This window comes from Salinibacterium sp. NG22 (genome assembly GCF_015864925.1).
Classification (GTDB): Bacteria; Actinomycetota; Actinomycetes; order Actinomycetales; family Microbacteriaceae; genus Rhodoglobus.
In genome coordinates this window covers 365,344-384,300 of sequence record NZ_JADYWG010000001.1, presented here as the reverse complement: position 1 = coordinate 384,300, position 18,957 = coordinate 365,344, and the positions used below count along the sequence as shown (strand labels likewise).

General features: G+C 59.1%; 18 protein-coding genes and 4 tRNA genes. 19 read left to right on the top strand and 3 right to left on the bottom strand.

Annotated features, from left to right (window positions below):
- Positions 1–3 precede the first annotated feature (3 nt).
- Entirely contained in the window at positions 4–903 is a 900-nt protein-coding gene (locus I6E81_RS01915) for a sulfurtransferase (protein ID WP_197105730.1), read from the bottom strand.
- Positions 904–1,041: 138 nt separating this feature from the next.
- Between I6E81_RS01915 and zapE the strand changes: the two genes are divergently transcribed.
- Positions 1,042–2,052 carry a cell division protein ZapE gene (gene zapE / locus I6E81_RS01910; protein WP_197105729.1) on the top strand — a complete coding sequence of 337 codons (1,011 nt, stop codon included), beginning with the start codon at positions 1,042–1,044 and terminating at the stop codon, positions 2,050–2,052.
- A gap of 91 nt (positions 2,053–2,143) precedes the next feature.
- On the top strand, positions 2,144–3,220 hold the full coding sequence (locus I6E81_RS01905) for an ammonium transporter (protein ID WP_307784079.1): 1,077 nt from the start codon (positions 2,144–2,146) through the stop codon (positions 3,218–3,220).
- On the opposite strand, the gene I6E81_RS01900 is transcribed toward I6E81_RS01905, so the two are convergent.
- Both I6E81_RS01900 and I6E81_RS01895 read right to left on the bottom strand, forming a co-directional pair.
- Positions 3,143–3,973, bottom strand: coding sequence for an EI24 domain-containing protein (locus I6E81_RS01900; protein WP_197105727.1), 831 nt, complete (start codon positions 3,971–3,973; stop codon positions 3,143–3,145). The genes I6E81_RS01905 and I6E81_RS01900 overlap by 78 nt on opposite strands.
- 82 nt (positions 3,974–4,055) lie before the next feature.
- Positions 4,056–4,128, bottom strand: a tRNA-Val gene (locus tag I6E81_RS01895).
- A 115-nt stretch (positions 4,129–4,243) separates the two neighbouring features.
- Between I6E81_RS01895 and I6E81_RS01890 the strand changes: the two genes are divergently transcribed.
- From I6E81_RS01890 to secF, 17 genes are all read left to right on the top strand, one after another.
- Positions 4,244–4,315: transfer RNA gene (locus tag I6E81_RS01890), tRNA-Gly, on the top strand.
- 40 nt (positions 4,316–4,355) lie between these two features.
- Positions 4,356–4,426: transfer RNA gene (locus tag I6E81_RS01885), tRNA-Cys, on the top strand.
- Between the two features lie 32 nt (positions 4,427–4,458).
- Positions 4,459–4,530: transfer RNA gene (locus I6E81_RS01880), tRNA-Val, on the top strand.
- A 130-nt stretch (positions 4,531–4,660) separates the two neighbouring features.
- On the top strand, positions 4,661–6,520 hold the full coding sequence (locus I6E81_RS01875) for a glycosyltransferase (RefSeq protein ID WP_231603840.1): 1,860 nt from the start codon (positions 4,661–4,663) through the stop codon (positions 6,518–6,520).
- Positions 6,513–7,667 (top strand): hypothetical protein, encoded by a 1,155-nt coding sequence (locus tag I6E81_RS01870; RefSeq protein ID WP_197105726.1) that lies wholly within the window; start codon positions 6,513–6,515, stop codon positions 7,665–7,667. The genes I6E81_RS01875 and I6E81_RS01870 overlap by 8 nt, the downstream gene beginning before the upstream one ends.
- Positions 7,668–7,762: 95 nt before the next feature.
- Positions 7,763–9,676 (top strand): threonine--tRNA ligase, encoded by a 1,914-nt coding sequence (gene thrS, locus I6E81_RS01865; RefSeq protein ID WP_231599966.1) that lies wholly within the window; start codon positions 7,763–7,765, stop codon positions 9,674–9,676.
- Between the two features lie 3 nt (positions 9,677–9,679).
- A complete protein-coding gene (locus tag I6E81_RS01860; protein ID WP_197105724.1) occupies positions 9,680–10,243 on the top strand; it encodes an HIT domain-containing protein in 564 nt (187 codons plus the stop codon).
- A gap of 50 nt (positions 10,244–10,293) precedes the next feature.
- Positions 10,294–11,196: a pyridoxal 5'-phosphate synthase lyase subunit PdxS gene (pdxS, locus tag I6E81_RS01855; protein ID WP_197105723.1), complete on the top strand. Its 903-nt coding sequence runs from the start codon at positions 10,294–10,296 to the stop codon at positions 11,194–11,196.
- Positions 11,186–11,797 (top strand): pyridoxal 5'-phosphate synthase glutaminase subunit PdxT, encoded by a 612-nt coding sequence (gene pdxT, locus I6E81_RS01850; RefSeq protein WP_307783868.1) that lies wholly within the window; start codon positions 11,186–11,188, stop codon positions 11,795–11,797. The genes pdxS and pdxT overlap by 11 nt, the downstream gene beginning before the upstream one ends.
- Positions 11,798–11,815: 18 nt before the next feature.
- Positions 11,816–12,430: a hypothetical protein gene (locus I6E81_RS01845; RefSeq protein ID WP_197105721.1), complete on the top strand. Its 615-nt coding sequence runs from the start codon at positions 11,816–11,818 to the stop codon at positions 12,428–12,430.
- Positions 12,431–12,481: 51 nt separating this feature from the next.
- Complete coding sequence (locus I6E81_RS01840; RefSeq protein ID WP_197105720.1) at positions 12,482–13,240, top strand: YebC/PmpR family DNA-binding transcriptional regulator; 759 nt, start codon at positions 12,482–12,484, stop codon at positions 13,238–13,240.
- Positions 13,241–13,243: 3 nt separating this feature from the next.
- Positions 13,244–13,867 carry a crossover junction endodeoxyribonuclease RuvC gene (ruvC, locus tag I6E81_RS01835; RefSeq protein ID WP_197105719.1) on the top strand — a complete coding sequence of 208 codons (624 nt, stop codon included), beginning with the start codon at positions 13,244–13,246 and terminating at the stop codon, positions 13,865–13,867.
- Positions 13,864–14,481 (top strand): Holliday junction branch migration protein RuvA, encoded by a 618-nt coding sequence (gene ruvA / locus I6E81_RS01830; RefSeq protein WP_197105718.1) that lies wholly within the window; start codon positions 13,864–13,866, stop codon positions 14,479–14,481. The genes ruvC and ruvA overlap by 4 nt, the downstream gene beginning before the upstream one ends.
- Positions 14,481–15,509, top strand: a complete 1,029-nt coding sequence (gene ruvB, locus I6E81_RS01825) for a Holliday junction branch migration DNA helicase RuvB (RefSeq protein WP_197105717.1) — start codon at positions 14,481–14,483, stop codon at positions 15,507–15,509. Before ruvA ends, ruvB begins: the two co-directional genes overlap by 1 nt.
- 64 nt (positions 15,510–15,573) lie before the next feature.
- Complete coding sequence (gene yajC / locus I6E81_RS01820) at positions 15,574–15,993, top strand: preprotein translocase subunit YajC (protein WP_197105716.1); 420 nt, start codon at positions 15,574–15,576, stop codon at positions 15,991–15,993.
- Between the two features lie 109 nt (positions 15,994–16,102).
- Positions 16,103–17,845: a protein translocase subunit SecD gene (gene secD / locus I6E81_RS01815; protein WP_197105715.1), complete on the top strand. Its 1,743-nt coding sequence runs from the start codon at positions 16,103–16,105 to the stop codon at positions 17,843–17,845.
- Positions 17,845–18,861 (top strand): protein translocase subunit SecF, encoded by a 1,017-nt coding sequence (gene secF / locus I6E81_RS01810; RefSeq protein WP_197105714.1) that lies wholly within the window; start codon positions 17,845–17,847, stop codon positions 18,859–18,861. Before secD ends, secF begins: the two co-directional genes overlap by 1 nt.
- The last annotated feature ends 96 nt before the right edge of the window (positions 18,862–18,957 follow it).

The window sequence follows — 18,957 nt, the reverse complement described above, 5'->3', positions numbered from 1 at the left end:
AGTCTAACGGGACGGAACGTCGCCAGGTTCAGTGCCGACCGTGATCGGTACAGCAACCAAGGAGCCCCACTCGGTCCACGAACCGTCGTAGTTGCGCACGTTCTCGAAGCCCATCAGGTAGTTCAGAACGAACCAGGTGTGGCTCGAACGCTCGCCGATGCGGCAATAGGCCACTACTTGGTCGCCATTTTTGAGACCAGCGCCCTCACGATAGATCGCGTTGAGCTCATCGAGTGGACGGAAAGTTCCGTCTTCTGCAACTGCCTTTGACCACGGCACGCTCTGCGCGCTCGGGATGTGACCGGCACGCAGGGCGCCTTCTTCGGGATACGCGGGAGCGCTTGTGCGTTCGCCGCTGTACTCCTCGGGGGAGCGGACATCGATCAGTGGGTTTCCCAAGTGGGTCAGCACGTCGTCGCGGAACGCACGAATAACTGAGTCATCGCGCTCGATGATGGGGTACTCGGTGGGCGTCGGAGTGGGAACTTCGAGGGTGTATTCACGACCATCCGCTTCCCACTTGGCGCGGCCACCATCCATGAGGCGTACGTCTTCGTGGCCGAACAAGGTGAAGACCCAGAGAGCGTAGGCCGCCCACCAGTTGGTCTTGTCGCCATAAATGACCACAGTCGTGTCGCGCGCAATCCCGCTGCGTGACATGAGTTCGGCAAACTCTTTGCCATTGATGTAATCGCGAGTCACCGGGTCATTGAGGTCGGTGTGCCAGTCGATCTTGACAGCAGTGCGAATGTGTCCGGTTTCGTAGAGCAGTACGTCTTCGTCGGACTCGACGACAACGAGCCCTGGCTTGCCGAGTCGTTCTTCAAGCCAGTCTGCAGTGACCAATCGTTCCGGGTGCGAGAACTCAGCAAATTGCGGGGCTGGGTCGTGTTCGATAGTCATAGCTACCTCCGATTGTGGGTGGAAAAACTGGTGCGGGCTTCAAACTAAGCTTGATGGGTCCCTTGCCCAAGAAATTACGCATTCGCCGCTGATTACACCGCGTTGCCGTAAGACTGCGAAAAATAACCGAGGCTGAGAATGAGCGCTACTGCGCCTACGACTCCTGAGCGTCTAGTCGATCGTATCCCGTCGTTGACCGGAGCGCAGATGCTTGCCGAACTTGTGCCTCCGCGCCAGTTCACCGGCGCGACTTTGGAGTCGTACCGCCCCGACCGGGACTACCCGTCACAGGGTGCTGCCGTAGCAGCAATGCGCCACTTTCTCACTAGTGCGCAGAAGGCCAAGCTCTTCTCTCGCAAGAAGGCGCCGGTGGCGAAGCCGGGCGTGTACCTCGATGGCGGATTTGGCGTTGGCAAGACTCATTTGTTGGCTGCGCTGTGGCACCAGACCGCTGGCCGCAAGTACTTCGGAACCTTCATCGAATACACCGCTCTCGTTGGCGCGGTCGGCTACGCGCCTGCAGTGCAACTCCTCAAGGGTGCGACCCTTGTCTGCATTGATGAGTTCGAGCTTGACGATCCCGGCGACACCCGCCTTATTTCGCGGTTGCTCTCGGAACTGGTCGCATCGGGAACAAAAATCGCGGCGACATCAAACACTCCTCCCAACGCCTTGGGAGAGGGCAGATTCGCCGCCCAAGACTTTTTGCGAGAGATCGACTCTCTCTCTGCCAAATTCGAAACGATCCGAATTGATGGTCTCGATTACCGCCGACGTGACACCGGTGCACATGCGATTGCGGTGGATGATGCGGCCGCCGCAATTTCCGCTGTGCAGGGGGTCGTAACCCTCGACTCCTTCGACGGAGTGCTCAAGCACTTGGCTGGCGTGCATCCTTCGCGTTACGTCAAGCTCATCGAAGGCGTCGACGCGATTGCCTTGACCGGCGTGCACGAGTTCACCAACCAGACAGATGCACTGCGATTTGTGGCTTTTGTGGATCGGCTCTACGACGCCCAGATCCCGGTTTACGCCGAGGGCACTCCACTCGATGCGGTATTCCCTGACGACATGCTTGATGGGGGATACAGCAAGAAGTATCTCCGAGCAGTTTCCCGCCTCATCGCCCTCACTTCTAACAACGCCTAGTACGATTCGCAGTACTGGCTAGGCGCTCGGTGATCCTGGCAGTGTGCGGGGTGTCTGAGCGGGATCTAGAGGGCTGGGGAGGCTGACGTTGGTGGGAGACGTAGCAACGGCAACTATAGGCGTGGTCGCGCTCGTGACACTGCTGTTCTCCCTACTCGTGCTGTACTCAAGCACGCTGCCGGCTGTGAAATGGCGGAGGCTCGTTCTGGAGTCGCTCGCTTGCGCGATTCCAGGTGCTCTGGCCTGGGCATTGATCGTTCCCGCAATGGGGCTGAGCCTGCGTTTTGTCATGATGCCGTCGCTGGGGGCTCTCGGCGCTGTGTGTTGCCTTCTGGTGACGCTCGTGTCCCGAAGCTCAGGGGCGTCACTCGTTCGAAGTATCGCGTATAGCTGTGTGTGGGCAGTCGGCGTCTATGTGCCCATCGCCGTGCGAACGTTTGAGCCCTTCGGAACGACGACGCCGTTGGGATTGAACCCCATCGACCACGGCGGTGCGCTCGTCATGAGTGTTGCGGTTGGGGCGAGCATGCTCGCGGTGCTGGTGGTAGAACGTCACTCGCTCATCAGGGGCGCCCGAATGACGCTCCCGGCGCCAGTCGGGGTCATCGCCCTCGTCGGAGTTGTCCTGTCGTGGCTGCTGTGGCTCGTAGGGGCCGAATTTGCCCTCGACGACGTTGTAGGCCTCATCCTCACAAACGGAGCCGTGAGCGCGGTATTTGGCGTGATCGGCTGGGTAACGGTGCAGCTGATCAACCATGGAGTGGTTGGGCTGAAGTCACTCGCCGGTGGCGGTGTAAGCGGCTTGATCGCCGTTACCGCAGGTGCGCCGCTGTTCACTCCGGTATCCGCAGCAGTTGCGGGGTTGATCGCCGGTGCCGTGGCCTGTGCCTTTACCGTTCGAAAAGGATCTCCCCTGGGCAATCAGCTTCGCTTTCTCGTCAATGCCCATTTGATGGGCGGGAGCATCGGAGTGGTTTCGCTCGGCGTTCTCGCGACCGGGTCGGGATTCTTATTCACCGGTCAGACGTACATCGTCGAGCAGCAGTTTTTGAGCGTCGTTGCCACAGCAAGCTATGCGTTCGTGGTGTCGTCAGTCTTCTGGTGGCTGCTCGGAAGGATCAGGAGCGTTGTCGAGGGCCCCCGGCCGCGCATCCTCTCCTCGCACTGAACGAGTCAGGAGCGTTGCCCCGGCGAGTGCTGCAGGCATCGCGACGACCGCGCCGAAGGGAATAAGAAATACCAGATAGGTGGCAGCCCCGAACCCGACCGCCCGGGCGCGACTGCCGCGAAGGGCGCGGCGCCGAGCAGTGAGATGCAATCCACGAGCCTCAAAGGGGATGTTGCCCAGTTCGACGACGAGAAGCCAGCCGCCGAGCAGCGCGCCAGCGGTAGCAGCAACGATGCTGCCCACCACTGGGATAAAGCCGAGGACGAGAACGAGAAGGGCCAACCCGACTGTCGGAATCAGTACGCGAATACCTTCACCGATGCCCCGGCGAAAGTCCTTCCAAAACCCCAGCGGCTGCTGTGCCGGGGGAGCGCCGTGGACCGCATCCACGTGGGCCGAAATTTTGCGGTAGAACGCATCACCCACCATCAACGTCGCGGTTGTGTAGGTGTTGACTACGAGCAGGATGCTGGCGAGCACCACCGCCAAGCCCGCGGCGAACTGAGTCGCGCCCTTTGCAAGCTCGCTCCAGTCGTTGGCGAATGGCGTAATAAATGCGGCCACCGTTTGGATGTTCGCGAACAGAGTCGCGAGCACAGCAATAGCGACCACACCAACAATTGCGGCTGGGACCATTCCCAGGACCATGAGGCGAGGCGCGCTAATCCATGTCCGAAAACCTCGAAACAAAAAACTCGCACCAACGAAGAACTCGCGGATGGCCGACGGGCGTTTCGGCGAAAGCGTAGTCATGTAGCCAAGGCTACTTGGCCAAACAGAGTCGACTCTCCCGCGAGAACAGGCTTGTGAGCTGTTCAGACGGTCTAAATTTCAGTGGGCGATACCGGACTCGAACCGATGACCTCTTCCGTGTGAAGGAAGCGCGCTACCAACTGCGCCAATCGCCCGCAGAGCAATCTTCGCATATCTTGACGACACGCTCGCCGCCGAATTGGAAGTTCACGCACTCTTCGTATACAGTCATCTAGCACGCGAAAACGGGTAACCGAATAGCTTGTAAATGCGGATGTGGCGCAGTGGTAGCGCATAACCTTGCCAAGGTTAGGGTCGCGAGTTCGAATCTCGTCATCCGCTCAAGTGGGAAGTGTCAGCCTCGCTGGCACTTTCCATGTGCGGTGGAGTGGCCGAGAGGCGAGGCAGCGGCCTGCAAAGCCGTATACGCGGGTTCAAATCCCGTCTCCACCTCGTAACGAGTGTTTTACGTAACTAAATAGCATGAGCGATTGGCGCAGCGGTAGCGCGCTTCCCTGACACGGAAGAGGTCGCTGGTTCGATCCCAGTATCGCTCACAGATGAAGCCCCGGTTCGCCGGGGCTTCTGCTTTTAACTCCCTAGCGCGCACGTGTGCGAAAGCCAATGGCCCACGCGAAGTCAGCGTGGCTCCCTCCCCGCGGCATGAGAGTGCGCGACGATAGGGCCATGGGGAAAATCGGGGAACCGTCGCGCCAGAGTGAAGCCTTTGTGAAGCTCCTGCTCGACGAAGGACTGGCGACCCGCAGCCAAATTGCTGAAGCCCGCGCAGTCAAAGCACGCTCCGGCGTTCACATCGACCAAACTCTCGCGAGCCGTGGGCACCTCGACGACGCCACTTTGGTGGATGTGATCTCCCGCGTCTGGGGCATTGATCGTGCCACCATGTCTGACGTCGATGGTGACTTCGCTCGCCGGTGGAGCGGGCAGCTGTACATTGCCGAAAACTGGATGCCTCTCCGCGAGTTGCCAGACGGCCGCGCCCTCGTCGCGACCGCTCGGGTTCCGGACGAAGAACGCAGCGAAAGAATCGTTGATGCGCTCGGGCGAGACGTTGTCTTTGTGGCGGCGACATCCGCCCAAATCTGGCACACCATTATTGATGTCTTTGGGCCGCTGATTGCCGATCAGGCCGCGAATGAATTGTGGAACCGCAATCCGGTGTTGTCGGCGAGAACTGTTGCGTCCCGCGGCCAGAAGATCGGTTTGCTCATACTGCTTATCGTCTTTGTGATCGCTCTGGTGCTCTGGCCGGTAACAACGGTGATTACCCTCATCGCGATCACCAGCCTGGTATTTCTCGCAGGCACAGCCTTCAAGTTCTTTATTTCCTTGCGCGGAGCGCGGTTCGATCTCGTCGAGCGGGTGTCTGCTCGTGAAGTCGAAGCGCTTAATGACGACGACCTGCCGCGCTATACAGTGCTCGTGCCGGTTTTCAAAGAAGCAAACATCGTCGCCCAGCTGGTCAGGAACCTAGGGGATATCGATTGGCCGACTAACCGGCTTGAGGTCTTTGTCTTGATCGAGGAATCTGACGATGAAACACGAGCGGCGTTCGAGGCGAGCTCTCCACCCGATCACTTTCAGATCATCACTATTCCTGCCGGGCACCCGCAGACCAAACCGCGGGCCTGCAACGTTGGTTTGTTCTTCGCAACGGGCGACTACCTAGTTATTTTCGATGCAGAAGACACGCCTGAGCCTGACCAGCTCAAAAAGGCCTATATTTCGTTCCAGCGCGGCGGCGAGAAGACGGTGTGCGTTCAGGCAGCGTTGAACTATTTCAATGCCAGCGAAAACGTGTTGACCCGGATGTTCTCGCTCGAGTATGGCTACTGGTTCGACTACATGTTGTCCGGCCTCGATTCGCTCGATTTACCTATCCCGCTTGGCGGCACTTCGAACCATTTCCGCACGGAGGCTCTCAAGAGCCTCGGGGGATGGGACCCGTACAACGTCACCGAAGACGCCGATTTGGGCATCCGTGCCAGTGCGCTCGGCTATCGCGTCGGTGTCGTGAACTCGGCAACGATGGAAGAGGCCAACAAGTCCATTCCCAACTTCATACGGCAGCGCAGTCGGTGGATCAAGGGCTACATGCAGACCACCCTCGTGCATGCGCGTCGGCCGGTGGCACTCATGCGAGAGATCGGGTTCTGGCGATTCTGTAGCTTCGTCCTGCTTATCGCCGGCACGCCAGCCACCTTCTTAGGGGTGCTGCCGTTCTACGTGCTCACGGTTCTGTCTCTTGTTCTGCCTACAGAATTTGTGGGGCAGTTCTTTCCCGTGTGGTTGCTCTGGGTGTGCTTTCTCAACTTCATCATCGGCAGCTCGATCATGGTGTATTTGTCGATGATGGGGCCCTACAAACGGGGAACATTCGCCCTTGTTCCCTGGGCGCTGCTGAATCCCTTGTATTGGATTTTGCACTCGATTGCGTCCTACAAGGCGCTCTGGCAGCTCATCACGAAACCGCACTACTGGGAGAAGACGGAGCATGGCCTGACAAGCCAGACCAATCATGAGTGAGCCGCTGACGAATACGCGGGCGCTACGTATCGCGACCCGCCCGCCACGCACTCGCCTCGATGTCTGGCCGCGGCGCACTCCTCGACGGTGGATGCTCCGTGGGGTCTTCGCGCTTCCCTATGTCATCTTTGCGCTCGTCGTTTCAGCGCTTGGAGCGACAGACTCGCCCAACGCCGCCCTTGTTGCGCGAGCAACCCAGATAGATTGGCAGCGAGCAGACGCCCAATGGCTGGGAGATATTTTCCCGCCTATCAGCACCCTGCTGGCAGCTTTTGTACCTGGTGGGGCGCTGACGCTCTCGATCATCGGAGCGCTGAGCGCCGGAGTCTTCTTGCAGAAGCTCATCGAGATCATGGTGCAGCGGCGCTTCGCGCGATCCACGATCGTGATCCTGATGATGGCGCTCGCGCTCAACCCGCTCTTTTTCTACAACGCGACTCAAAACTATGCTGCGTTCTTGGGGCTTATTCTCTTCGGCCTCGGGATGTCACACATCGTGAGATTTGTGGCGTGGGGTAACACAGAGTCCGGTTTTCGGGTCGGAATCTACTTCATGGTTGCCGTTCTCACCGATGTGACAGCACTCGTTTACGTCACCGCTGCGGCCCTCTCCGCGCCCATCCTTCGCCATCGTCGCGCGGGAGTGTTCGGCGCTCGACGGGCGAATGCGCTCGTCATCCTCTATCCTGCTGCGTCTGCGCTCATTTCCCTCGCCGTGCTCAACGCTCTGTTTCTCGGACGTCCATTTGCCGGGGCAACGCAATCGGCATTTATCGGATTCGGCGATCGACTCGTTATCGTTGGCCAGTTCTTCAGCACTGTTGAAGGCTTCTTCGTGATCGCACCACTTGCCAGTGCGTGGCTGGTTGCGCTCATCGTTCGCAGGCCGGGCGCGATCATTATTTCGACCCTTGTGTTCGCGGCCTTTATCGTCGGGTTCGCCCTCGGGCTCTTGCCTGACGGCTCGACCGGAAATATTTTCATGGCGATGACACTTCTTGCTATCGCCCTCATTCCTACGGCTCGCAGCGCCCGGGGAACGCTAATGATCTCGCTCGTGGGGGTGCTGCAACTCCTGATTGGGTGGGCTAACGCGCTCACCAGTACGGCACTTGCTCTGTGGGCGAGCCAGATCTTTGGTGTCTAGCGCATTGAGTGACGCGGAGTTGTCGGTATCGCGGCTAAAGTTGTTGTGTGAGTAAGACTGGATTCGACCTATTTACCGACCGCAACGTCGTCGCCATGCGCGTCAACGGTGAGCTGAAAGACCTCGCCTCGACGGTGACCGACACGGATGAGGTCGAGGCGGTCACTATCGACTCGCCTGACGGACTCAACATCCTTCGCCATTCGGCGGCGCACGTCGCGGCACAGGCGGTTCAGACGATCAACCCCGAAGCGAAGCTTGGTATTGGTCCACCCGTGACCGATGGTTTCTACTACGACTTTGACGTCGAGGAGCCGTTCACGCCCGAGGATCTCAAAGCGATCACCAAGGCGATGGATCGCATCATCCGTCAGGGTCAACGTTTTCAGCGTCGTGTTGTGACGGAGGCTGAAGCTCGTGAAGAGCTCGCCAACGAGCCGTACAAGCTCGAACTGATTGGCCTCAAGGGCGCCGTAGCCGAGGGCGATGCTGACGCTGACAATGAGTCAGTCGAGGTCGGCGGCGCCGAGCTCACCATTTATGACAACGTCGACGGCAAGACGGGCGAGGTTTACTGGAAAGACCTGTGCCGCGGGCCGCACCTGCCGAACACTCGCATGATTGGCAACGGTTGGTCGCTCACACGTACCGCCGCCGCATATTGGCGTGGTTCGGAGAAGAACAAGCAGCTTCAGCGTGTGTATGGCACGGCGTGGCCGACCAAAGACGAGCTTCGTGAGTACCAAGCTCGTCAAGAGGAAGCTCTCAAGCGCGACCACCGCAAGCTTGGTGCTGAGCTAGACCTATTCTCTTTTCCAGACGAAATCGGTTCTGGACTCGCTGTCTTCCACCCCAAGGGCGGAATCATCCGTCACGAGATGGAGGACTATTCGCGCCGGCGTCACTTGCAAGAGGGCTACTCGTTCGTTAATACTCCTCACATCACCAAGGCGGCTCTGTTCGAGACCTCCGGTCACTTGGGCTGGTACAAGGACGGCATGTTCCCACCGATGCACCTCGATGAGGGCCGCAACGAAGAGGGCGAGATCACTCGCCAGGGCGCCGATTACTACCTCAAGCCCATGAACTGCCCGATGCACATCCTGATTTACAAGTCGAGCGGACGCTCGTACCGCGATCTTCCGATGCGCCTCTTCGAGTTCGGCACGGTCTACCGCAACGAAAAGTCCGGCGTCATTCACGGCCTCACGCGAGTTCGTGGCCTCACGATGGACGACGCGCACATTTTCACCACGAAGGAAGGGATGAAGGAGGAGCTCACGAACACCCTCAACTTCGTTCTTTCGTTGCTGCGTGACTACGGTCTGACCGACTTCTACCTTGAGTTGTCGACGAAGGATCCAGAGAAGTATGTCGGCGATGACGACGTGTGGGACGAAGCGACGCAGACCCTTGCTGAGGTTGCAGCCGAATCCGGTCTAGAACTTGTTCCCGACCCGGGAGGGGCGGCGTTCTACGGCCCCAAAATTTCGGTTCAGGCTCGAGACGCTATTGGCCGCACGTGGCAAATGTCCACAGTGCAGCTCGACTTCAACCTTCCTGAGCGCTTCGAACTGGAATACACCGCTGCGGATGGTTCACGCCAGCGTCCGGTGATGATCCACCGTGCCCTGTTCGGTTCGATCGAGCGCTTCTTCGGTGTGCTCACTGAGCACTACGCCGGAGCATTCCCGGTCTGGCTGTCGCCGGTCCAGGTTGTCGGCATCCCCGTTGCTGAGGCCTACGAGGAATACTTGGGTGGCGTGATCGATCAGCTCACAGCGCTCGGCGTTCGCGCTGAGCTCGATGCCTCGAGTGAGCGGATGCAAAAGAAGATCCGCACTCACACCAAATCGAAGATTCCGTTCCAGCTCATTGCTGGTGAACAGGATCAGGCTGCGGGTTCAGTGAGCTTCCGTTTCCGTGATGGAACTCAGGAGAATGGAATCCCGATTGCTGATGCTGTCGCGCGCATCACTGAGGCGATCGCGACCCGAGCGCAGGTTTAGCTCGTGCAGGATTACGACGGTTCGGAATTGCCTGCGGGGGAGTCGAGTGCTGACTTCGCTGCGGTTCCCGATGCCTTCCAGCGGCTGTGGACACCGCACCGCATCGCGTACATCATGGATCAGTCGCAGCCTGACAAGGACGACTGCCCCTTCTGCGTTGCGCCGACCCTTGACGACGAGAAAGCGCTGATCGTCGCACGCGGTGAGCACGCTTTCGTTCTGCTCAACCTCTTCCCCTATAACAGTGGCCACCTCTTGGTGTGCCCCTATCGGCACGTGCCCTTGTACGACGAGGCGACGGATGAGGAGACGGCAGAGATCGCGTCACTCACTCAGACAGCGATGAGAGTGCTCCGCGAAACGTCGAAGGCTCACGGTTTCAATATCGGGATGAATCAGGGTGCGCTGGCGGGCGCCGGTATCGCTAATCACCTGCATCAGCATGTTGTTCCGCGGTGGGCAACTGACTCGAATTTCTTCCCGATTGTGGCCGGAACGAAGGCCATTCCTCGGCTGCTTGGTGAGGTTCGCGAAGAACTGGCGAAGGCCTGGCCGACGAACCACTGAGTTCAAATTGGCTGCATTCTTTTGAGGGCTCCGGTCTTAGCGTTGTAGCTATGAGCGAGAACACTTCATCCAACGAATCCGGTACGAGCCGCGTTAAGCGCGGACTGGCAGAAATGCTTAAGGGTGGCGTCATCATGGATGTCGTCAACGCTGAGCAGGCAAAGATCGCTGAGGATGCCGGCGCTGTTGCCGTCATGGCTCTCGAGCGCGTTCCTGCCGACATCCGTTCGCAGGGTGGAGTAGCTCGCATGAGTGACCCCGACCTCATCGACGGCATCATCGACGCAGTTTCAATCCCCGTTATGGCCAAGGCCCGAATCGGACACTTCGTTGAAGCTCAGGTTCTTCAGGCGCTCAAGGTCGACTACATCGACGAGTCCGAGGTGCTGAGCCCCGCAGACTACGTCAACCACATCGATAAGTGGAACTTCGACGTTCCCTTCGTCTGTGGCGCAACCAACCTGGGCGAGGCGCTTCGTCGCATCACCGAGGGGGCTGCGATGATCCGCTCAAAGGGCGAGGCGGGCACGGGCGACGTCTCTGAGGCGACCAAGCACATCCGCACCATCAAGGGCCAGATCAATGAACTGCACTCGAAGTCAGCTGACGAACTGTACGTTGCGGCTAAGGAACTTCAGGCTCCCTATGAGCTCGTGCGCGAAATCGCGGAGACGGGAAAGCTTCCCGTTGTACTCTTCACGGCCGGCGGCGTAGCAACTCCCGCCGATGCTGCTCTGATGATGCAACTCGGTGCTGATGGAGTCTTCGTCGGGTCCGGAATCTTCAAGTCGGGCAACCCGGCGCAGCGCGCGGCCGCAATCGTGAAGGCGACGACCTTCTTCGATGACCCGAGCGTTATTGCTGCTGCCTCGCGCGGACTCGGTGAGGCCATGGTTGGCATCAACGTGTCTGACCTTGCTGCTCCCCACCGTCTCTCTGAGCGTGGCTGGTAGTCACACGGTCGATCAGCTCCCTATCGGAGTATTAGCTCTCCAGGGTGACTTCCGTGAGCACCTCGCTGTGCTCGAACTGCTGGGCGAAACCGCAATCGCGGTCAAGACCGCTCAGCAGCTTGAGCATATTGCTGGACTCATCATTCCCGGCGGAGAGTCGAGCGTGATCGACAAGCTCTCTCGTCTCTATGGGCTGTATGACCCGATACGCGAAGCGATTGCGGGCGGACTTCCGGTCTATGGCACGTGTGCGGGGCTGATCATGCTGGCAGATACTGTGCTCGATTCGATCGACGGGCAACGGTCTTTTGGTGGGCTGGATGTCGTGGTGCGCCGTAACGCGTTCGGGTCACAGACTGACTCCTTCGAGACGGACATCCATGTGCCGGAGTTGGGTGACGTGCCCGTTCACGCCATCTTCATTCGGGCTCCTGTTGTCGAATCCGTTGGCGCAAGCGCGCGAGCAATCGCAACGCTTGACGATGGGCGGATTGTGGCTGTCGAACAGGGAAACCTTCTCGGTACCTCCTTTCATCCGGAGATCACGGGAGATACCCGTTTTCACGAGTACTTCGTTTCTCGCGTACGCGCTAAGCCATAGTTCCTGCATCATGGGGGAATGCAACTGTACGCAGACCTTCCCGCCCGCAGAGCTCGCCAGATTACGGCCGATGTGTTCTCGCTAGCATTCATTGTTCTCTGGATTGTGATCGGCAGTTGGGTTTACCAACTCATTGCAGCGTTCCAAGAGCTCGGCGCTCAGATGCAGGATGCCGGGGCAGGCTTCCGGTCGACGATGGTCGAGCTGGGAGACACCCTCGGTGCTGTTCCGCTGATTGGATCGGGCATCCGCGCTCCTTTCGATGGGGCGAGTGATGCCGGGGCTGCGCTAGAGGCGGCGGGGCGGAGTCAGCAGGAGACGGTTCTGGCTGCGGCAACTCTGGTTGGCGTCTTCATCGCTGCGGTTCCGGTTGTGCTGATACTGCTCGTGTGGTTGTTGCCACGGATCCGTTTTGCGGTGCGAGCGGATGAGGCCAAGAAACTTCTCGCAACGCCGGGCGGCACCGATTTGCTCGCGCTTCGCGCACTGGCTTCTCAGAATTTGACCGCGTTGTCTCAGGTTTCCGCTGATCCGGCTGCCGAGTGGAGGGCAGGGAATGCCACCACTGTCGCCCGGCTCGCCCAGCTTCAATTGAACGATGTCGGTGTGCGCGCGAGGCTTGATCAGGCCTAGCGCGGGGATTCGCGCACGCGGGACCTCGCGAGGCCAGATAGAATAGCCGTCATGTCAGGGCATTCTAAATGGGCAACGACCAAGCACAAGAAGGCGATTACTGATTCTCGCCGCGCGAAGTCATTCGCGAAATTGATCAAGAATATCGAGGTCGCCGCCAAGATTGGCGGAGCAGACCTTGCGGGCAACCCGACTCTTGTCGACGCCATTCAAAAGGCGAAAAAGACGTCGGTTCCCAACGACAACATCGATCGTGCGGTCAAGCGTGGCTCCGGCCAGCTTGGCGACGCCATCGAGTACCTCAACATCATGTACGAGGGCTACGGTCCCAACGGTGTCGCTCTCCTGGTTGAATGTCTTACCGACAACAAGAACCGCGCGGCAGCCGATGTTCGCACGATCATGAGCCGCAACGGTGGCTCGTTGGCCGATCCCGGCAGCGTTGCGTACAACTTTGAACGCAAGGGCGTCATCTCGATCACCAAGACTGAGGGCGTCACCGAAGACGACATTCTCATGGCAGTGCTCGACGCTGGTGCTGAAGAAGTCATGAACCATGGCGAAGGCTTCGAGGTCATCACCGATACAGCTCACCTGGTTGAGTCGCGTAACGCGCTTCAAGCGGCTGGCATCGACTATGACGCCTCGGAAGCCGAGTTCGTTCCGAACGTCAAGGTCGAAGTCGACGCCGATACTGCCCGCAAGGTTTTCAAGCTGATCGATGCGCTTGAAGAGTCCGACGACGTTCAGAACATCTACTCCAACTTTGACATCACGCCTGAGGTTCAAGCCGAGCTTGACGAGGACTAGTCGATGACGCTGCGTGTGATCGGGATCGATCCCGGGCTCACGCGGTGCGGCATCGGTGTGGTCGATGTTGCGCCCAATCGTCGTGCGACTTTGGTGTACGTCGGTGTAGTCCGCACTCCGCCAGCAATGGCATTGGAAGAGCGGTTGCGCGAGATTGGTGACGGTATTGACGCCATCATTGCCGAGTTCGCTCCACAGCAGCTCGCGCTTGAGCGAGTCTTCGCCCAAAACAATGTGAGCACGGTGATGGGCACGGCCCAGGCCAGTGGCGTCGCGATGTATGTCGCCGCACGTCACGGCATCCCGGTGACGTTGCATACCCCTACCGAAGTGAAGCTTGCCATTACGGGCTATGGCGGTGCGGAGAAGAAGCAAGTGGGTGCCATGGTGGCGCGCGTGCTCGGTCTCGCTGAAGCACCCAAGCCGGCGGATGCCGCTGATGCCTGTGCGTTGGCGATCTGTGGTGCCTGGAAGAGCGGCCCCGGATTCACAGCAGCACCCGTTGCAGCACGAAGCGGAGCGGCAGGCGCACCAGCGGAATCGTCACGCTCAACCGGGCTCACCCCTGCTCAGGAGGCGTGGCGGTCAGCAGAGAAGTCAGCGGGTGCTCGTAGGCTGAACCTATGATTTCTTCGCTTCGTGGCACCGTTCTCGCCGCGGTCGGAACTTCGCTGGTTGTTGAGGTCGGGGGAGTCGGCCTGAGTGTGAGCGTGACTCCCGAACATGCCCTGTCCGTGCGGGTGGGCGCTGAAGCCCAACTCAATACAGCGCTGATTGTGCGGGAAGACGATCTAGCGCTCTATGGTTTCCGCACCACCGACGAGTTAGACGTGTTCAACTTATTGCGCGGCGTCACCGGTGTGGGGCCGAAGAGCGCGATGGGTGTTCTCGCCGCTCTGACCCCTGACGATGTCGCGCGAGCTGTCGCTGAAGAAAACGACTCCGCGTTCCGCAAGGTATCGGGTATCGGCCCCAAGACTGCCAAGCTCATCGTGTTGAACCTTGCCGGCAAGCTCATTGTTTCTGCGCATCGGCCCACCGCTGCAGCACCGCGCTCTACGTCTGTGTCCGAACAAGTGTCATTGGCCCTTCAAGGCTTGGGCTGGGCCGAGAAGCTCGCTCAACCCGCAGCTGAAGGCGCGGTTCAGGATGCCGACGAGTCGGAGCAGAGTGATGTGCAGGCGATTCTGCGCCGCGCCCTGCTGCTTGTTGGCTCGCAGACCGGCAAGGCGGGTCTCTGATGGCGGAGAACGATGACGTCGTGACGTCAGGCGTCGAGTCGGATGCCGAACTTGCGTTCGAGGGTGCCCTCCGTCCGAAATCTCTCGACGAGTTTGTCGGCCAAACGAAGGTCCGCGGTCAGCTGCAGTTGCTCTTGCGGGCGGCTGCGATGCAGAATCGCACGGCAGACCATATTCTTCTCGCCGGTCCTCCTGGGCTCGGCAAGACCACATTGGCCATGATCGTCGCTCACGAGAGCGATCGCCCGTTGCGCATGTCAAGTGGCCCGGCTATTCAACATGCTGGTGACTTGGCGGCGGTACTGTCGTCGCTGCTTCCCGGCGAAGTGCTGTTCATTGACGAGATCCACCGCATGGCACGCTCCGCAGAGGAGATGCTCTACCTCGCGATGGAAGACTTCCGCATCGACATCATGGTGGGCAAGGGAGCGGGAGCGACATCCATCCCGCTCGATATCGCGCCCTTTACTCTGGTCGGTGCCACGACGCGTTCGGGCCTTTTGCCGAACCCGTTGCGCGACCGTTTCGGTTTTACAGCCCACCTCGAGTTTTATGACGAGGGCGAACTTGAGCGAGTGCTGGCTCGAGCTGCGACCATGTTGGAGCTGGATATCGACAAAGAGGCGATTGCAGAGATCGCCGGGCGCTGTCGCGGCACACCTCGAATCGCCAATCGTTTGCTACGCCGGGTTCGCGACTACGCGCTTGTTAACGGTATTCCTGCCAGCACGGATGCGGTCCGTGCGGCGCTCGAACTCTACGACGTTGACGAACGTGGTCTCGATCGCCTTGACCGCGCCGTCATGCACACGGTCCTCAGCCGTTTCGACGGGGGACCAGTCGGTCTCAGCACGTTGGCTGTCTCTGTCGGTGAAGAAGCGGAGACAGTCGAATCCGTTGTCGAGCCATTCCTCGTTCGGATCGGCTTGTTGTCTCGCACCCCGCGAGGCCGAGTGGCAACGCGCGCGGCGTGGGAACATTTTGGAATGGCTGACAGGAATTCGTCGCTGTTCAGCGATGAACTATAGTTTTACTGGCTTAACACGCGCATCAGCTTGAGCGCCAGGCCCACAGACCACCGAAAGGTACCTCATGGATCCTCTTTCTATTGCGATGCTCGCCATCCTCGGCGTGCTCATCTTCTTCATGTTCCGCAACAGCCGTAAGCGCAAAGCTCAGATGGAAGAACTGCGTGAGCAGATGATTCCTGGCGTCGAGGTCATGACCAACTTCGGTCTCTTCGGAACTCTCATCACGATGGACACTGTCAAGAACGAAGCTGAGATCGAAATCAGCAAGGGCGTTATCGTCAAGGTCCACAGCCAGACTCTTGCGAAGGTTGTCGCTGAAGACGCCGTCGAAGATGGTTCACCTCGTTCGGTTGAAGAAGCGATGGAAATCGCTAACCGCGAAGCAGCAGAGCGCGAAGCCGCTGGCGAAGCTGCTGTGTCCGAGACTGACCCGGAGTTCGGCGAGCTTTCCGACTCTAAAGACGACAAGTCGTCTAAGTAGAAGAACGAGTTCCAGTAACCCACTAGTGTTGAGAGTCGTCCTCCCCGGGGGCGACTGTCCAACGGCGTGCGATCCTGCACTGCTCTGTCAAGAAAGCTGAGTCAAATAGGTGGCAAGAACAACCCCTGTGAAAAACGCGTGGCGAGCCATCGTCTGGCTCACAGCACTCACGGTGGGGCTCGCCGTTTTGATCGGTGCTGGCTCCATGTTCGGTGCGGCCTCCTGGGCCCCGAAACTTGCGCTTGACCTTGAGGGCGGAACTCAAATCGTTCTCGCTCCTCAGCTCGAGAGTGGTCAGACGGTCACTGGCGAGCAGCTGACACAGGCTGTGTCGATCATTCGTGATCGGGTCGACGCCAGTGGTGTTGCCGAGGCAGAGGTCACCACTCAAGGTGCTAGCAACGTAGTGGTCTCGATCCCAGGCGTTCCTGACGAAGAGACGCTGAAGCGCATCCAATCGTCGGCAAAGCTCGAGTTCCGTCCGGTTCTGTACACGGATGTTGCGGCAACGTCGACGGCGACCGAAACTCCGGAGCCTACCGACACCGCTACACCTGATGGTGAAACTGCGACGCCGACTCCTGAGCCGACGCTCGCGACGACCCCAACGGCAGCACCTACCGATGCCAGCGACCTCAATTGGATTACTGAGGCGTTGTTCGACGAATTCACTAACTTTGACTGTGCTTCGCTGGATAACTTCAGCGTCGCCCCGGCGGGCGAAGCCCTCATCACGTGTGATTCCGATGGGCTGTACAAGTACATCCTCGGGCCGGTCGAAGTCGAAGGAAGCACGATCACCGACGCCTCGAGCGGACTTGTCACGAGCTCGCAGGGCATCAGCACTGGCCAGTGGGGCGTCTTCCCGACGTTCAACGCTGAAGGAACTGCGGATGTCGCTGAAATGACGACTCGCCTCTTCGGTTTCGATGAGACCGACCCGCGCAACCGGTTCGGCATCGTTCTCGATGGTCAAGTGATATCGGCCCCGACTACGCAGGGTGTCATCACCGGTGGAAACCCGCAGATTTCGGGCAGCTTCACTCAAGAGACCGCTGAGATTCTGGCTGACCAGCTCAAGTTCGGTGCACTGCCGATCGGGTTCGAAGTTCAGAGCAGCGAGAATATTTCCGCAACTCTGGGTAGCAACCAGTTGAACTCCGGATTGATCGCTGGGCTAATCGGTCTTCTGCTCGTTGTTATCTACTCACTCTTCCAATACCGACTTCTCGGTTTGGTGACGGTTGCATCGCTTATTGTCGCCGGCGTACTCACGTACTTGGTCATCGCGTACCTGTCGTGGCGTCATGGCTATCGCCTCTCACTCGCTGGCGTTGCGGGTCTCATCGTGGCTATCGGTTTCACAGCGGACTCGTTCATCGTCTACTTCGAGCGGATTCGCGATGAGCTCCGTGACGGACGTTCACTCACTGGTGCGGTAGAGGCCGGCTGGAAGCGCGCATTGCGCACGATCTTTGCCGCCAAGGCTGTCAACCTGCTCTCTGCGGTTGTGCTCTTCGTTCTTGCCGTGGGCAACGTTCGAGGCTTCGCACTCACGCTGGGAATTACGACGGTAATTGACGTACTCGTTGTGGTGCTGTTCACCCACCCGGTTCTCCAATTGCTCGCAACCACCCGGTTCTTCTCGAGTGGTCACCGTTTGAGCGGACTCGACCCCAATGCGCTCGGTGCGATCTATCGCGGACGAGCACAGTTCCGCACTCCGGCCCCCTCGAAGAACAAGACAGGCGCGAGCCGCGAAGCTGCGCGTCGACAGACTATTGCTGAACGTAAAGCTGCTGAGCTGGCAGGTACTGCCTCTGATGCCAGTTCAGATGGAAAGGACTCCTGATGGCTAGCTTCTCTAAGTTCGGCAACGACCTCTACACCGGCGACGTATCGATCAACTTCATCGGCCGCCGCAAAGTTTGGTACACGCTGGCCGCGGTATTGCTCGCCGTTTCCATCGTCGTACCGGCGCTGCGTGGCGGATATGTCTTCGGCATCGAGTTCACCGGTGGATCACAGTTCCAAATTGACTCGGTTGAGCAGCTTTCGGACCCAGATGTCAACGCTGAGGCCCAGACGCTGGCAACAGACACCGTTATCGATGTTGTAGCGGAAGCTGATCCCAAGGTCACGGTCGTCGGGACGAACTCGCTCCGTATTCAGACGGAGCAGCTTGAGACCGACGAGTCCAACGCCGTGCGTGACGCTCTTGCTAACGCGTTCGATGTCGAAAATGACCTAGTCGCGGCATCCTTCGTTGGCCCCTCGTGGGGCGCCGACATCACGAGTTCAGCCCTTCGTGCACTCATCGTCTTCATCGCCCTCGCCGCGATCATGATGGCAATTTACTTCCGTACCTGGAAGATGTCGATCGCCGCAATGATCGCATTGCTCCACGACATCGTGATCACCGCTGGTGTATACGGAGTCTTCGGTTTCGAAATCACTCCATCGGCGGTGATCGGATTCCTGACGATCCTAGGTTTCTCGCTGTATGACACGGTCGTTGTGTTCGACAAGATTCGAGAGAATACGTCGGAAGACGGCTCTGAATCGCGTCGCACGTTCGCGGAATCAGTAAACCTCGCGGTGAACCAGACTCTCGTTCGTTCGATCAATACCGGTGTCGTCGCGGCTCTGCCCGTGGCCGCCATCCTGTTCATCGGTGCTTACGTGCTTGGCGCAGGAACACTGCGCGACATCGCTCTGGCGTTGTTCATCGGTATTGTCGTCGGCACATATTCCACGATCTTTATCGCTGCTCCGCTCTATGCCCAGTTCCGCCAGAACGAGCCAGCGATCCTTAGCCGCACCAAGCGACTGACCGCTGCCCGCGCTGCAGACAAGGGCGGCAAGTAGCCACTGAGGGCGCACGAACGGTTGTTCGTGCGCAAGCAAAAACGCTGGTTGGTTGCGGTCGTGAACTTCTTGCTCTCGAACGCGTCCTAGAATCGA